The following is a 14,071-nucleotide window of genomic DNA, read 5'->3' on the forward strand; positions in this document are numbered from 1 at the left end:
TTAGCGTCCGGGTGTGGACGCTGCACTGCAGTCGCGGCCGCACCGCTGGGGGCTGGGCGCCTTCCTGCTCGCCGAAGTGGTGTACCTGCTGACGTCGCTGGCCCTGGCGGTCCTCTTCGGTGGCCAACAGGTGGTCTCGGTGTCGACCGTGGTTCTGGTCGTCGCGTTGCCGACGTTGCTCGCCGCCGCCGTGGCGATCCTCGCGTCGAAAGTGCGGGGAAACGGTCCGCGTACCGACTTGAGGCTGCAGTGGTCCTGGCGCAGCGCAGGTTTGGGCGTCCTCTTCGGGCTCGGTGGGCTGTTCGTCACGCTTCCCGCGGCGGCGCTGTGGCTTTCGGTCGTCGGCGAGGAGGCGAACTCGGCGGCAGGCGCCGTGTTCGGCGGAGTGCGCGGGACGTGGGCGTGGGCTGTCGTCGTTTTTGTTGTCATCGTGTTCGTCGCCCCCGTCTGCGAGGAGATCGTCTACCGCGGCCTGCTGTGGGACGCCGTGGACCGGCGCTGGGGGCGCCGGGTGGCGCTTCTGGTCACCACCGTGGTGTTCGCGATCGCCCACCTAGAGTTGACTCGGATCCCGCTCCTGCTGGTGGTGGCGCTGCCGATCGGCTTGGCGCGCTTCTTCGTCGGCGACCTGACGGCGAGCATCCTCGCCCACCAGGTCACCAACCTGCTGCCCGGGTTGGTGTTGATGCTCACCGTCGCCGGAGCGATACCGCCGGCCTGAGCGATCAGTGGAACGCGCCACCGAGATAGTGGGTCCGGCACGCGTATCGGGCGAGCTTGCCGCTGGTGGTTCGCGGGATCGAGCCGGCAGGCACGATGCGGACATCGAGGACCCGTACCCCGTGGCGTTCGGTGAGGGCTTTCTTGATCGTCTCGATCGCCGAGGCGAGGTCGACACGTGCAGTGCCGGCAGCCCTTTCGGCGATCACCACGACACCGCCGCCGGTCTCCCCGTCCACCGCGAAGGCCGCGGCGTAGCCACGCCGGATGACCGGGGATGCCTCGGCGGCTGTGGTCTCGAGGTCCTGCGGATAGTGGCTGTCACCGTCCACGGCCAGCAGATCCGCGATGCGTCCGGTGACGAAGAGTTCGCCGTCGAGATAGAAACCGAGATCCCCTGTTCGCAGCCAGGTCCCGGTGTCAGCGCCGGTGGCGTGGCTTCCGCTGGGCAGGGTCGCGCGCAGACGTGCGCCGAAGGTGCGCTCGGTGTCCGCCGGTCTGCCCCAGTAGCCCCTGCCGATGTTGTCGCCGTGCAACCAGATTTCACCGACCTGCCCGTCGGGTTGCTCGGTGGCGCTGTCCGGATCGACGATCGCGCACCACTGGCTACGGGCGATGTGGCCGCACGGCACCTGTGCGGTCGCCCCGGGGTCGCGCTCGTCGACCGCGACGGCGTGGCCGGCGGCCAGTCGCTGCCGATCGAGGTACACCACCCGCGCCTCGTCGGCGGGTTCGATCGTCGAGACGAACAAGGTCGCTTCGGCCAGACCGTAGGACGGCTTGAACGCGGTGCGCGGCAGGCCGAACGGCGTGAATGCGTCGTTGAATGCCTCGATCGCATCGATGCTGACCGGCTCGGAGCCGATGATCATCACCGCATTGCGTAGGTCGATGCCGGAATCCCCGTCGGGAACCCCACGCTGAGCGGCCCACTGGTAGGCGAAGTTCGGCGCGGCGGTCACCACGCGGCCGATCCGCGATCCCGCGGACAGTGCCTCGATCCAGCGCAACGGCCTGCGCACGAATGCCGTGGGTGACATCAGGGTGGAGTGGCCGCCGTAGACCGCGGGAAAGCCGATCATCGACAGACCCATGTCGTGGTAGAGGGGTAACCAGCTGACCCCGTGGGTGTTTCGGTCGAGCAGGTCGATCGACAGGATCATCTGCAGGAGGTTGGTGCCCACGGCACGGTGGGTGATCTCGACACCCACCGGCGGCCGCGTCGCACCACCGGTGTACTGCAGATGGGAGACGTCGTCGACGTCGATGGTCGTCGGCTGGAAGCCACCGGCGGCGGAGTCGGGAATCTCGTCGATCACGATGACGACGGGCCGGCTCATCTCGGCGGTCCTGTTGTCCAGGAAGTCTTCGACACCGTCGCGCACTGCGGCGGTCGTCAGGACGGCAGTGGGGTGCGAGTCCCGCAGTGCGGTGTCGAGGCGTTCGGCGTGGCCCGGCAGCTCCGGTGCGAACAACGGCACCGCGATGGCCCCGGCCTTGATCGCACCGTAGAAGCCGGCGACGTACTCGAGGCCCTGGGGCGCCAGGATCGCGACCCGGTCACCGCGGGACGCCACGCGCTGCACGTGGGCCCCGACCGCCCGCATGCGCACGCCGAGTTCGTTCCATGTCACTTCCACCGCCTCGTCGCCGGCGGGCCGGGAGAAGTCGAGGTAGCGGTAGGCGACCGAGTCGCCGACGTTGGCGATGTTGCGCTCGGTCAGCGAGACCAGGTTGACGCCGGGGGGCAGCACGATACCGCCGTCGGCGTCGAGGCAGTCCTCGATCTGCAACAGGCCTTCGCCGACCGCGACCGCCCGTCCCGCACCGCCGTTCATGCCTGCAGTCTAGGCATCGTGACCTCGGTACCGGCCCGCCTCTGCCGCTGCCGGTGGATACGGTCGCCGCGTCCGGAGCCTGAATCGGTTTGTGCGGCAGGAATTTCGGCAACCCGGGCCAACCGACCTCAGGCGATGATGCGCACCAGGTACGGGGTCATGCCGTTGGTGCGGACGGGCGAGACGGCCACACCGGAGTCGGTGGTCTCCACCATCTGCCCGTTGCCGATGAACAGCGCCACGCTCTGAGTTCCGTCCGGGCCGTAGAAGATCAGGTCGCCCGGCAGGGCGAGCGCCGGTGCGACCTTCTGGCCCACCTTGTACTGCTCGCCCGAGGACCGCGGCAGCTTCACGCCCGCGCCGGCGTAGGCGTACACCATCAAGCCTGATGCGTCGAAGCCGACGACCTCGATCCGTCGAGGCTCGGGGGCGGGGATTCCGGTGCCCGGGGTGACGGTGGGCAGGTTCAGCCCGGGTGTCAGGCCGAGCGCGGCGGCATCGGTGCCCGCCTGGTCGGGCTGGGCCGCCACCTCTGGCTCGGGTACGGCGACGGTTCCCTTGCTCGGACCCGATGCGCCGCCGCCGCCGTACGCGAACGGAACTCCGCGCTGCGAGAGCGCGCGGGAGATCACCAGCTCCACGGCCTTCTGGTTGGTCGCCGATCGCGTGATGTCGGCGGCCGCGAGACCCGGCGTCGCCACCAGGAGACCGAGACCGATCACGAAGACAAGGACGCGTCGCATCGCACTTCCACCGCTTTCCGGATTCCAGCACCCCGTTGGTACTGACTTGGCACTGACTCAGTGAGTAACAGCAGTCACTATGACCACTTCTACACCACCTGAAGCGGCGTTTTGGCGTCAGCGCAGGACGCTGCACCAAGGAGATGCGGGACTGGAATCGAACGGTGATCTATGCCGGCGCGTCGCCGTTTAGGGTGTGCGCCGGCTCACGCCTTGACCGCGGCGAGCGCCGCGTCATAGTCGGGCTCCTGCCCGATCTCGGGCACCAGCTCGGAGTATGCGACGTTGCCGTCGGCCCCGATCACCACCACGGCGCGGCCCAGCAGCCCGGCCATCGGTCCGTCGACGATCGTGATGCCGTAGTCGTCGCCGAAGCTGTCCCGGAACGCCGACGCCGAGGTCACGTTCTCGATGCCCTCGGCACCGCAGAAGCGCTTCTGCGCGAACGGCAGATCCTTGGAGACGCACAGCACCGAGATGCCCTCCGCTGCCGCGCGCTCGTTGAACGTCCGCACGCTCGCGGCGCACACGGGCGTGTCCACCGAGGGGAAGATGTTCAGCAGCAGCGGCTTGTCGCGGAATTGGTCGGCGCTCACCTGGCCGAGATCGGTGCCCGTGAGCGTGAAGCCGGGCGCCGGCGACCCGATCGCGGGCAGTTCTCCGACGGTGTTGATCGCGTTTCCGCGCAAGGTTATCTGTGCCATGGGCACAGTCTGCCAAGCGCGACCCGCGACGTCGCGCGGGGGTCAGCTGGGCGCTGCTGCGGTGTTGCCGTACATACGAGCGATGTCCGGCGAATCCAGCCATCCCGAATACGTCGGCCGCTGCGGCCAGCCCTCGGGTGAGTCCTGCCACAGCTCCTGCCTGCCCCACGGCAGGATGTCGATGAGCGGGAACGTATGGCTGAGCTGCTCGGTCCCCCGACCGTTGGTGTGCCAGGTGCGGTAGACGGTGGCACCGTCACGCAGGAACACATTGACGCCGAAGCCGGTGTTGGGCGCCGCATCGACATCGGTGGCAAACGGGCTCTCCGAGGACGAGTACCACTCCATGGCATTGCCGACCTTGTCGCGGTAGGCCAGTGCTTCCTCGATCGGGCCCGAGGTGACGATGACGAACCGGGCGTCGTAGTTGTCCAGGAAGTCCAGCCGGGTGAACTGCGAGGTGTAACCGGTGCAGCCGCCGCACTGCCACTCGGCACCGTCGGTCCACATGTGGTTATAGACGATCAGCTGAGAGCGACCCTCGAAGACATCCGCGAGCCGGACCGCACCGTCGGCGCCGATCAACGTGTATTCGGGCAGCTCCACCATCGGCAGCCGTCGGCGCTCGGCGGCGATGGCGTCCAGTTCGCGGGTGGCGGCCTTCTCCCGCTGCCGCAGCTTGTCGAGTTCCCCGCGCCAGGTCGCGGCGTCCACCACGGGGGGAAATGCGGTCGTGTCGGTCATGTCAAACACCCTCCGGCAGGTCGGTCGATATGTCACCGGTATTGACTGCACCGGTACCGACAACTCATCGCTGAAAGGATGATCGGCATGACCCAGACGAACAGCACGTTTCCGCGCATCGGCTCCGCCGATCCAGATTCATGGTCCCGCCGGCTGTGGTCGGACATCGGCCCGACGTTCGCTGCGATCACCGAGCACCCGTTCGTCACGGGGCTCACCGACGGCAGCCTCGACGCGGAGGCGTTCGCCCACTACGTCGCCCAGGACGTCCACTACCTGCGCGCCTACGCACGCGCGCTCGCGGTCGTCGGCGCCAGGGCGCCCGCACTCGCGGACACCGCGATGTTCGCCAGGCACGCCGCGGAGGTGTTCGACGTCGAACTCGCGCTGCACGGCGAGTTGCTGCCCGCACTCGGGTTGAGCCCGGAGGCCGTCGACGCCGCCCCGGTGGCGCCGACCACCCAGGCCTACAACAGCTACCTGCTGGCCACCGTCTACAGCGGTGGCTTCGCCGACGGTCTGGCCGCCGTCCTGCCCTGCTACTGGATCTACGCCGAGGTCGGGGCCCGGCTGTTGGAGCGGGGCTCGAGCGACCCGCGCTACCAGCGTTGGATCGACAGTTACGGCGGCGAGGATTTCGCGGCGACCGTCACCGAGGTCCTGAACCTGGCCGACCGGACCGGACCTCTTCTGAAACCGGCCGAGGAGGCGATCGCGCGAGCGCACTTCGTCACCACGTCGCGATACGAGTGGATGTTCTTCGACGCCGCCCACCGGCGCGAAGCCTGGCCGGTCTGATCCCTCCGCGACAGCCCGGCAGCCGGGCCGCGTAATGGCTATGCTTGCGGCTTTCCTCTGAGCGAGGAGATGCAGCCGAGGAGGCCGAGGAGAACGATGCCCAGCGAAGCCGCCGCGACGCCTCCCGGCAGGTCGTCGGGCGGACACATCAGGCTGACGTCCCACAGCGGGGGCACCGGCGCTCCGCCCATCCACTGGGGCGCACCCACCGCGGCGCTGCGCGGACCCGTCGTCGGCACCACCGCTACGCGCGCCCACCGCAACGTCATCGGGACACACAGCGGCGCATACGGTGTCTACCGGGCGCTCGCCGTCGCCGCAGGCGCGTTGTCCCGCGACCACCGCGCCGATCTGACGAACACCTCGCCGACCGATGTCATCGGCCCTCACCCGCAGTGGCGCGACCCCGCCACCATCGTCAGCCTGGACCCGTGGGGGGCGATGGTCGCCGACGTCTTCGCCGACGAACTCGCCGCGGGCCTGGACATCCGCCCGACCATCGCGGTGACGAAGGCGCAGGTGATCCTCCCCGAGGTCAGCGACGCCATCGTCAAAGGCCGCCTCAGCCCCGACGGCCGGGTACTGCTGACCACCGGCGCCGCCCAGGTCACGAAGGCCGCGATCGAGCCGGTGTGGCACCTGCCCGGCGTCGCCCGGCGCTTCGGATGCAGCGAAACCGACTTGCGCCGAGCGCTTTTCGAGGAGACGGGCGGCATGTATCCGGAGCTGGTGACGCGCTCGGACCTCGAGGTGTTCCTGCCGCCCATCGGCGGGCAGACCATCTACATCTTCGGCGATCCCCGTGGTCTCGCCGATCCGGCCGTCGAGCTGACCGCCCGCGTCCACGACGAGTGCAACGGCTCGGACGTCTTCGGTTCGGACATCTGCACCTGCCGTCCCTACCTGACCCACGCGATCGAGGAATGCATCCTCGGCGCACAACGCGGCGGGGTCGGCCTGGTCGCGTACTCGCGCAAGGAGGGTCGCGCGCTCGGTGAGGTGACGAAGTTCCTCGTCTACAACGCGCGCAAGCGCCAGGTCGGCGGTGACACCGCCGACCAGTACTTCGCCCGCACCGAGTGCGTGGCAGGCGTTCAGGACATGCGGTTCCAGGAACTCATGCCCGACGTCCTGCACTGGCTGGGCATCACCAAGATCCACCGCCTCGTGTCCATGAGCAACATGAAGTACGACGCGATCACCGGCTCGGGCATCGAGGTCGGAGAGCGGGTCTCGATTCCCGACGAACTGATCCCGGCCGACGCGCAGGTCGAGATGGACGCCAAGACGGCGGCCGGCTACTACTCCCCCGGCGCAGCTCCCGACGCCGAGGAGCTCAAGAAGGTCAAGGGCCGGGAGCTGCATCCATGAGCTCGAATGCCGGTTCCGTCGGTGCCGGTGTGGATCAGCTCGCCGTCGACCCCGCTGACCCCGCCGGCGCCGTCGCGCTGCTGCGCACCACCGGCGCGGTGCGCGCGCGCTGCGCGCAGCTCCTCGAACGTGCCCGCGCCGGCGGATCGCGCTGGTTCACCGTGCACGACGACGGGCTGCGCGCCGCTGCCGCCGACGTCGCCGACCTCACCCGCGCCCGCTACCCGGACCTGGCGGTGCCCTACCACAGCAGGTGGCGCCATTTCGAGGCCGGCGGGGTCGACCGCCGCGCCGACCTCGAGACCCTGCTGGGCACCGCGGACGCGCCGGAGCGGGCGCGGGCGATGATCGACCTGACCGTCATCAGCGTTCTCCTCGACGCGGGAGCCGGCGCCGAGTGGGGCTTCCTCGAGGATCGCGACGGCGCCACCACGCGGTTCACCCGATCGGAGGGCCTGGCCGTCGCCAGCTGGCACGGGTTCGTCTCCGGAGCGTTCTCCAGCGACCCGTCCCGGCCACTGCAGGTCGACGCCGCGGCGCTGCGCACGCTGACCGAGGACCGCTTGGCCGGGGTGCTGCAGGCCACGCCGGACAACCCGCTGGTGGGCCTGGCCGGGCGCGTGCAGCTGCTGCGCAGGCTCGGCGACGCGCTGGCCGCGCAACCCGAGGTGTTCGGTGCGCGGGGAAGAGCGGGCGGGCTGTTCGATGCGCTCGCCGGCCCCGCGGGTTCGGTTGACGCCCACGACATCCTGGTGCGACTGCTGACCTCCCTGGCCCCGATCTGGCCGTCTGAGAACACCATCGGCACCCACCGCCTGGGTGACTGCTGGCACCACGATGCGGTGTCGGGGCCCGGCCTGACCGCGGGATGGCTGCCGCTGCACAAACTCTCCCAGTGGTTGACGTACTCCCTGATCGAGCCGTTCGTGTGGGCCGGGGTGGCGGTGACCGGACTCGACGCCCTCACCGGGTTGCCCGAGTACCGCAACGGCGGACTCCTGCTGGACACCGCGGCGCTGCGCCTGCGCGATCCCGGGTGCGCCACCCGAACCTGGAACCCCGCCGACGAGTTGGTGGTCGAGTGGCGCGGGCTGACCGTGGCGCTGCTCGACGAGATGGCACCGCTGGTGCGCGCCCGCCTGGGGGTCGACGCCGACCGGATGCCGCTGGCCTGCGTACTGGAGGGCGGCACCTGGGCCGCCGGTCGGGCGTCCGCGCAGCACCTGCGCGACGGTCTGCCACCATTGGCCGTCGCCAGTGACGGCACGGTTTTCTAACGGACTGGCCAGGAGGAGACATGGGCACCGGAACAGGCGGAGTGCACCTCATCGAGCACCCGCTGATTCAGCACAAGATCACCTTGATGCGTCGAAAAGACGTGTCGACCAATGGCTTTCGCCGGTTGGTTCATGAGGTATCGGTGCTCATGGCCTACGAGGTGCTGCGCGAGATCGCGACGCACGAGGTCGAGATCGAGACACCGCTGGAACGCACCACGGGTCAGGTGATCGACGGCAAGAAGCTGGTGTTCGTGTCGATCCTGCGGGCCGGCACCGGCATCCTCGACGGCATGCTCGAGGTGGTCCCGTCAGCCCGAGTCGGCCACATCGGCCTGTACCGCGATCCGAAAACACTTGTGGCCGTGGAGTACTACTTCAAGATGCCGGGTGAGCTGCGCGAGCGGGACGTGGTCGTGGTCGACCCGATGCTGGCCACCGGGCATTCCGCGGTGGCCGCGGTGGACCGGCTGGCCGAGCACGACCCGAAGTCGATCAAGTTCGTGTGCCTGCTGACCTGCCCCGAAGGCATCGCTGCGATGACCGATGCCCATCCCGACGTGCCGATCTTCACCGCGGCGATCGATCGGTGCCTCGACGAGCACGGCTATATCCTGCCCGGTCTCGGCGACGCCGGTGATCGCATCTTCGGCACCAAGTGATCTCCTGTCTGGTGGCCGAGTCGAAGTAGCCCCACCCAGCCACCCCGCGCCGTAGGGTGGGTTATGGCCATCATCGAAGCTGACCTCCAGCCCCAGACGCCGTTCGAGCGGGATGTCGCCGAAACCCAGCGCTACTTCGACAGTCCCCGCTTCGAGGGGATCACCCGCCTCTACACCGCCCGGCAGGTGGCCGAGCAACGGGGCACGATCCCCGCGGACTACCCCGTCGCCCGAGCGGCCGCGACCGAGTTCTACCCGCACCTTCGCGAGTTGTTCTCGCGCGGCAAGAGCATCACCACGTTCGGGCCCTACTCCCCCGGCCAGGCCGTGGTGATGAAACGGATGGGCATCGAGGGCGTCTACCTCGGCGGCTGGGCCACGTCGGCGAAAGGTTCGATCAGCGAGGATCCGGGACCCGACCTCGCGAGTTACCCGCTCAGCCAGGTGCCCGAGGAGGCCGCGGGCCTGGTGCGCGCGCTGCTGACCGCCGACCGCAACCAGCAGTACCTGCGGCAGCGGATGACCGAAGATCAGCGCAAGGCGACGCCGGCCTACGACTATCGGCCGTTCATCATCGCCGACGCCGACACAGGCCACGGCGGTGATCCTCATGTGCGCAACCTGATCCGACGCTTCGTCGAGGCGGGTGTGCCCGGGTACCACATCGAGGACCAACGTCCCGGCACCAAGAAGTGCGGCCATCAGGGCGGCAAGGTGCTGGTGCCCTCGGACGAGCAGATCAAGCGGCTCAACACCGCCCGGTTCCAGCTCGACGTCATGCGGGTCCCCGGGATCATCGTCGCGCGCACCGACGCCGAGGCGGCGAATCTGATCGACAGCCGGGCCGACGAACGCGACCAGCCGTTCCTGCTCGGTGCCACGAATCTGAAGATCCCGTCCTACAAGTCGTGCTTCCTGGCGATGATGCGGCGCTTCTACGACAAGGGGATGACCGAGATCAACGGCCATCTGCTCTACGCGTTGCCGGACGGCGAATACGCGACCGCCGAGGCCTGGCTGGAGCGGGTGGGCCTGCTGTCCCTGATCGACGAGACGGTCGCCTCCTGGCAGGACGGTGCGGAGTCGTCCGTCGACGCCGTGTTCGACACGGTGGAGTCACGCTTCGTCGACGCCTGGCAGGACGAGGCCGGGCTGAACACCTACGGCGACGCGGTGGCGGACCTTCTCGAGTTCCGTGACCGGGAGGGTGAACCGTCGGACATGAGCGTCGCGGAGTGGCGCGAGTTCGCCGAACGGGCGCCGCTATACACGGCCAGGGAGAAGGCCAGGCAGTTGGGGGCCGACGTGGCGTGGGACTGCGAGCGGGTGAAGACGCCCGAGGGTTACTACCAGGTGCGCGGCGGCATCCCGTACGCGATCGCCAAGTCGCTGGCCGCCGCCCCGTTCGCCGACATCCTCTGGATGGAGACCAAGACGGCCGACCTGGCCGACGCCAAGCAGTTCGCCGACGCCATCCACGCCGTCTACCCCGACCAGATGCTCGCCTACAACCTGTCGCCGTCGTTCAACTGGGACACCACCGGCATGACCGACGAGGAGATGCGCGCGTTCCCGGAGGAACTCGGAAAGATGGGGTTCGTCTTCAACTTCATCACCTACGGCGGCCATCAGGTCGACGGTGTGGCCTCCGAGGAGTTCGCCACCTCCCTCCGCCAGGAGGGCATGCTGGCGCTGGCACGGCTGCAGCGCAAGATGCGGCTCGTCGAATCTCCTTACCGCACACCGCAAACCCTCGTCGGAGGGCCGCGAAGCGACGCCGCGCTGGCCGCATCCTCGGGCCGCACTGCGACCACGAAGTCGATGGGCAAGGGCTCGACCCAGCATCAGCACCTGGTGCAGACCGAGGTGCCCAAGAAGCTGCTGGAGGAATGGCTGGCGCTGTGGAGCGAGCACAATCAGCTGTCCGAGAAGCTCACCGTGCAGCTGCGGCCCAGGCGCGCCGGCTCGGACGTGCTCGACCTGGGGATCTACGGTGACGGCGACGAGCCGCTGGCCAACGTGGTGGTCGACCCGATCAAGGATCGGCACGGACGCAGCATCCTGACGGTGCGCGACCAGAACACCTTCGCCGAGCACCTGCGCCAGAAGCGGCTGATGGATGTCATCCATCTCTGGCTGATCCACCGGTTCAAGGCCGAGATCGTCTACTACGTCACCCCGACCGAGGACAACATCTATCAGACCGAGAAGATGAAGTCGCACGGCATCTTCAGCGACGTCTACCAAGAGGTGGGCGAGATCATCGTCGCCGATGTGAACAAGGCGCGGATCGAGGAACTGCTCGCCCCCGACCGGCAGGCACTGCGCAGGCTGATCAGCAAGCAGGACTGACCGACGTTTCGCCGGAATTGCATTCCAGCAGAATAAGTTCGAGTGACTGCCTGCTGGAATGCAATTCCGGCGGGGTGGGGGTCAGGAGGCGGCGGCGGCGCGGCGCAGTAGCTCGCGCCAGCGGCCGACCGTGGCCGGGTCGGTGACGGTGTAGCGGGCCACCCGGACGGGGTCCGGCGCCGCGGGCGTGGGGGCCGCGGGCAGGTAGCCGTCGGCGGGCACCAGCGAGCGGGCCTCGGCGACGACATCGCCGTCGGCCGGTGACACCGCCGCGGGACCGCAGGCGAACGGCAGGTCGGGCAGCACCGCGGCGAGGGCGACGTCGCCGGCCATGCCGATGCTCGTGAGCCCGGCGAGGTTCACCACACACGGCAACCCGAGCGCCTCCGCGCGGCGAAGCGCGCGGCGCACTCCCCCAAGCGGTCCGCAGCGCAGCACCGCGATGTCGGCGGCATCAGAGGTCGACCCCGTTGCGCTCAACAGCACCGCGTCCACGGCGATCGGGACGTCAACGCCGCGCCTGACGGCGGCGGCGATCTCGACGCTGCGGCATTTCAGTTCCACCATCTCGAGTCCGCCTGCGGCCCTGTCGAGCCGGGTGATCGCCGCGATCGCCTCGTCGGCCTCGGTCGCCTCAACCACACAGCGCACCGAGCCGCCCAACCCCTGCGCGTCGCGCACCGCGGACACCCGGTCGGCGTCCGCGCCGCCTGAGTCGTGCCTCGCGCCGACGGCGACCCGGGCACAGCCGCTGCGTCCCGCGGTGACCAGTCGGCGCGCGATGGCCGGATCGACCTCGGGGATCGCGACGGCGACCGGGACGCGGCCCCGGATCGCATCGGGCCACCCGACGGTGCTGGGTTCCATCGCCGCGGTCAGCCAGCGGGCTGCCAGTGCGTCGTCGCTGTCCGCGGGCGGGCTGAACTCGCCCCAACCCTGCGGCCCCTCCACCAGGACGCCCTCGCGCACGCCTCCGGCAGCCGGGATGGCGAACACGGGAGCGTCGTCGAAGTCGATGAGTGTTCTCACTGATCGACAAAGCTATCCGGTGCCGGGGCGGGTCGGTGGAGCGCCATGCCGATCGCCGGGCCACGCCGCTGCGATGACGCCCCGGTTACCCTGTACGCCGTGGCCGACGCCCCGTTCCTGTTGCTGTCGATCCGCGGCGAAGACGAGGCCGCCGACGACGAGTACCAGGCGATGATGCGGTTCGCCGGCGTCGACGAGCGCGGTATGCATCGCGTCCGGCTGACCCACCGGCCGCTGGGCGAGGTCGACCTGTCGCAGTGGTCGGGCATCATCCTGGGGGGCGGGCCGTACAACGTCAGCGACGAACCGGCTGCGAAGTCGCCGACCCAGCAGCGTGTCGAGGCGGAGTTGAGCGGGCTGCTCGCCCCGATCATCGGCCGTGATTTCCCGTTCCTCGGTTGTTGTTACGGCGTGGGGACGTTGGGCACGGCCATCGGCGCCGTCGTGGACCGGTCTCACCCCGAGCCGGTCGGGCCCGTCACGGTGGAGATCACCGCGGAAGGCCGCGACGATCCGCTGTTCGCGGGCCTGCCGGACGTCTTCGACGCCTTCGGCGGCCACAAGGAGGCGGCGTCATCGCTTCCCGCCCACGTCGCGCGCCTGGCCACGTCCGCCGACTGCCCCGTCCAGGCGTTCCGCGTCGGCCGCAATGTCTACGCCACCCAGTTCCATCCCGAACTCGACGTCCACGGCCTATGTACCAGGATCGACGTCTACAAGAATCACGGATACTTCGCCCCGGAGACCGCGGACTCCCTCAAAGACGCTGCGCGACAACGAGTGGTCGAGCATCCCATGGCGATCCTGCGTAGGTTCGCACAGCGATACGCCCGGTCCGCTTAGCCCGGATTTTTCGCGGTTTGTCGCTTGTGGCGGTGTGTAGATAAGCGAAAGTGCCTGTCCTGCAAGGAATAATCGGACTTGTCTAAGGTTCAGATCGTTCCAGNATTTTTCGCGGTTTGTCGCTTGTGGCGGTGTGTAGATAAGCGAAAGTGCCTGTCCTGCAAGGAATAATCGGACTTGTCTAAGGTTCAGATCGTTCCAGCTGGAAGGCACCTCGCAGGTGAAGAATATCGCGGTCGCATCACAGGTGAAAGTGTCCGCCGACGGCCATGGTGTGGTGTCGCATGCCGGGATGGGCATGCTGCGCGAGCTCGCCGACCGGTCCGGGTTATCAGCGCAGGTCACCGCGGCTCTGGCCGACACCTACCGCGGCCCGTGGGTGTATGCCCCCGGAGATGTCTTCGCCGATCTGGCGGCCGCGGTCGCCGACGGCGCGGACTGCATCGACGGGGTCGGTCAGTTGTGCGGCGACCGAGAGCACGTGTTCGGCGCCAAGGCCTCGACGACCACGATGTGGCGGCTGGTCGATGAGCGAATCGATGCTGCTCACCTACCCGGGGTGCGGGCAGCGCGAGCCGCCGCGCGGGCAGCGGCCTGGGCCGCCGGAGCCGTCCCCGCTAGTGACGGCTGGCTGCACATCGACATCGACGCAACCCTGGTGCTCGATCACTCCGACAACAAAACCGGCGCTGCTCCGACCTGGAAGAAGTCGTTCGGTCTTCACCCACTGCTGGCGTTCCTGGACCGTCCGGAGATCGCCGGTGGCGAGGCTNTGGGCGGGCTGCTGCGCACCGGCAACGCCGGCTCCAACACCGCCAGTGATCACATCATCGTCTTGGAGCAGGCGCTGGCGTCTTTGCCGCTGCGGTGGCGGCCCGACCCGAGTCGTGGAGATTCCGGCGGGCCGAAGGTGCTGGTGCGCTGCGACACCGCCGGGGCCACCCACGGATTCGCCGACGCCTGCCGCGAGCAGGGGGTGGGGTTCTCCTC

General features: G+C 68.8%; 13 protein-coding genes. 8 read left to right on the forward strand and 5 right to left on the reverse strand.

Features of this window, described 5'->3' with window-relative positions; all coding sequences use genetic code 11:
* Window positions 1–13: 13 nt before the first annotated feature.
* Entirely contained in the window at window positions 14–721 is a 708-nt protein-coding gene (locus H7I57_RS07390; protein ID WP_264022726.1) for a CPBP family intramembrane glutamic endopeptidase, read from the forward strand.
* Window positions 722–725: 4 nt separating this feature from the next.
* Here H7I57_RS07390 and H7I57_RS07395 read toward each other — a convergent pair whose 3' ends face one another.
* The 4 genes from H7I57_RS07395 to H7I57_RS07410 form a co-directional block, all read right to left on the reverse strand.
* Complete coding sequence (locus H7I57_RS07395) at window positions 726–2,558, reverse strand: fatty acyl-AMP ligase (protein ID WP_264022727.1); 1,833 nt, start codon at window positions 2,556–2,558, stop codon at window positions 726–728.
* Window positions 2,559–2,686: 128 nt separating this feature from the next.
* Window positions 2,687–3,301, reverse strand: a complete 615-nt coding sequence (gene ripD / locus H7I57_RS07400; protein ID WP_264022728.1) for an NlpC/P60 family peptidoglycan-binding protein RipD — start codon at window positions 3,299–3,301, stop codon at window positions 2,687–2,689.
* Between the two features lie 206 nt (window positions 3,302–3,507).
* Window positions 3,508–4,005, reverse strand: a complete 498-nt coding sequence (tpx, locus tag H7I57_RS07405) for a thiol peroxidase (protein WP_264022729.1) — start codon at window positions 4,003–4,005, stop codon at window positions 3,508–3,510.
* Window positions 4,006–4,047: 42 nt separating this feature from the next.
* On the reverse strand, window positions 4,048–4,749 hold the full coding sequence (locus H7I57_RS07410) for a DUF899 family protein (RefSeq protein WP_264022730.1): 702 nt from the start codon (window positions 4,747–4,749) through the stop codon (window positions 4,048–4,050).
* An 87-nt stretch (window positions 4,750–4,836) separates the two neighbouring features.
* Here H7I57_RS07410 and tenA point away from each other — a divergent pair, with 87 nt between their 5' ends.
* The 5 genes from tenA to aceA all read left to right on the forward strand — a co-directional run bounded on the left by tenA (window position 4,837) and on the right by aceA (window position 11,209).
* On the forward strand, window positions 4,837–5,547 hold the full coding sequence (gene tenA, locus H7I57_RS07415; protein ID WP_264022731.1) for a thiaminase II: 711 nt from the start codon (window positions 4,837–4,839) through the stop codon (window positions 5,545–5,547).
* 96 nt (window positions 5,548–5,643) lie between these two features.
* Window positions 5,644–6,918, forward strand: a complete 1,275-nt coding sequence (locus tag H7I57_RS07420; protein WP_264022732.1) for a GTP cyclohydrolase II — start codon at window positions 5,644–5,646, stop codon at window positions 6,916–6,918.
* Entirely contained in the window at window positions 6,915–8,195 is a 1,281-nt protein-coding gene (locus H7I57_RS07425) for a URC4/urg3 family protein (protein WP_264022733.1), read from the forward strand. The genes H7I57_RS07420 and H7I57_RS07425 overlap by 4 nt, the downstream gene beginning before the upstream one ends.
* 20 nt (window positions 8,196–8,215) lie before the next feature.
* On the forward strand, window positions 8,216–8,857 hold the full coding sequence (gene upp / locus H7I57_RS07430; protein WP_264022734.1) for a uracil phosphoribosyltransferase: 642 nt from the start codon (window positions 8,216–8,218) through the stop codon (window positions 8,855–8,857).
* 63 nt (window positions 8,858–8,920) lie between these two features.
* The gene (gene aceA / locus H7I57_RS07435; RefSeq protein ID WP_264022735.1) at window positions 8,921–11,209 is read left to right on the forward strand and encodes an isocitrate lyase ICL2; all 2,289 of its coding nucleotides are present in this window, start codon (window positions 8,921–8,923) and stop codon (window positions 11,207–11,209) included.
* A gap of 81 nt (window positions 11,210–11,290) precedes the next feature.
* Here aceA and H7I57_RS07440 read toward each other — a convergent pair whose 3' ends face one another.
* Window positions 11,291–12,238 (reverse strand): enolase C-terminal domain-like protein, encoded by a 948-nt coding sequence (locus H7I57_RS07440; protein ID WP_264022736.1) that lies wholly within the window; start codon window positions 12,236–12,238, stop codon window positions 11,291–11,293.
* A gap of 99 nt (window positions 12,239–12,337) precedes the next feature.
* Between H7I57_RS07440 and H7I57_RS07445 the strand changes: the two genes are divergently transcribed.
* Window positions 12,338–13,081, forward strand: a complete 744-nt coding sequence (locus H7I57_RS07445; protein ID WP_264022737.1) for a glutamine amidotransferase — start codon at window positions 12,338–12,340, stop codon at window positions 13,079–13,081.
* 220 nt (window positions 13,082–13,301) lie between these two features.
* Window positions 13,302–14,071: transposase (locus H7I57_RS07450; protein ID WP_264022738.1), on the forward strand; the 770-nt coding region annotated here is incomplete at its 3' end.

It is taken from the genome of Mycolicibacterium pyrenivorans, from assembly GCF_025821625.1.
GTDB lineage: Bacteria > Actinomycetota > Actinomycetes > Mycobacteriales > Mycobacteriaceae > Mycobacterium > Mycobacterium pyrenivorans.

Excerpts from the sequence above, each read along its gene's own strand:
- H7I57_RS07410 (WP_264022730.1), bottom strand. The coding sequence starts at position 4,749 with ATGACCGACACGACCGCATTTCCCCCCGTGGTGGACGCCGCGACCTGG.
- H7I57_RS07425 (WP_264022733.1), top strand. The coding sequence starts at position 6,915 with ATGAGCTCGAATGCCGGTTCCGTCGGTGCCGGTGTGGATCAGCTCGCC.
- upp (WP_264022734.1), top strand. The coding sequence starts at position 8,216 with ATGGGCACCGGAACAGGCGGAGTGCACCTCATCGAGCACCCGCTGATT.
- aceA (WP_264022735.1), top strand. The coding sequence starts at position 8,921 with ATGGCCATCATCGAAGCTGACCTCCAGCCCCAGACGCCGTTCGAGCGG.
- H7I57_RS07420 (WP_264022732.1), top strand. The coding sequence starts at position 5,644 with ATGCCCAGCGAAGCCGCCGCGACGCCTCCCGGCAGGTCGTCGGGCGGA.
- H7I57_RS07395 (WP_264022727.1), bottom strand. The coding sequence starts at position 2,558 with ATGAACGGCGGTGCGGGACGGGCGGTCGCGGTCGGCGAAGGCCTGTTG.
- tenA (WP_264022731.1), top strand. The coding sequence starts at position 4,837 with ATGACCCAGACGAACAGCACGTTTCCGCGCATCGGCTCCGCCGATCCA.
- ripD (WP_264022728.1), bottom strand. The coding sequence starts at position 3,301 with ATGCGACGCGTCCTTGTCTTCGTGATCGGTCTCGGTCTCCTGGTGGCG.
- tpx (WP_264022729.1), bottom strand. The coding sequence starts at position 4,005 with ATGGCACAGATAACCTTGCGCGGAAACGCGATCAACACCGTCGGAGAA.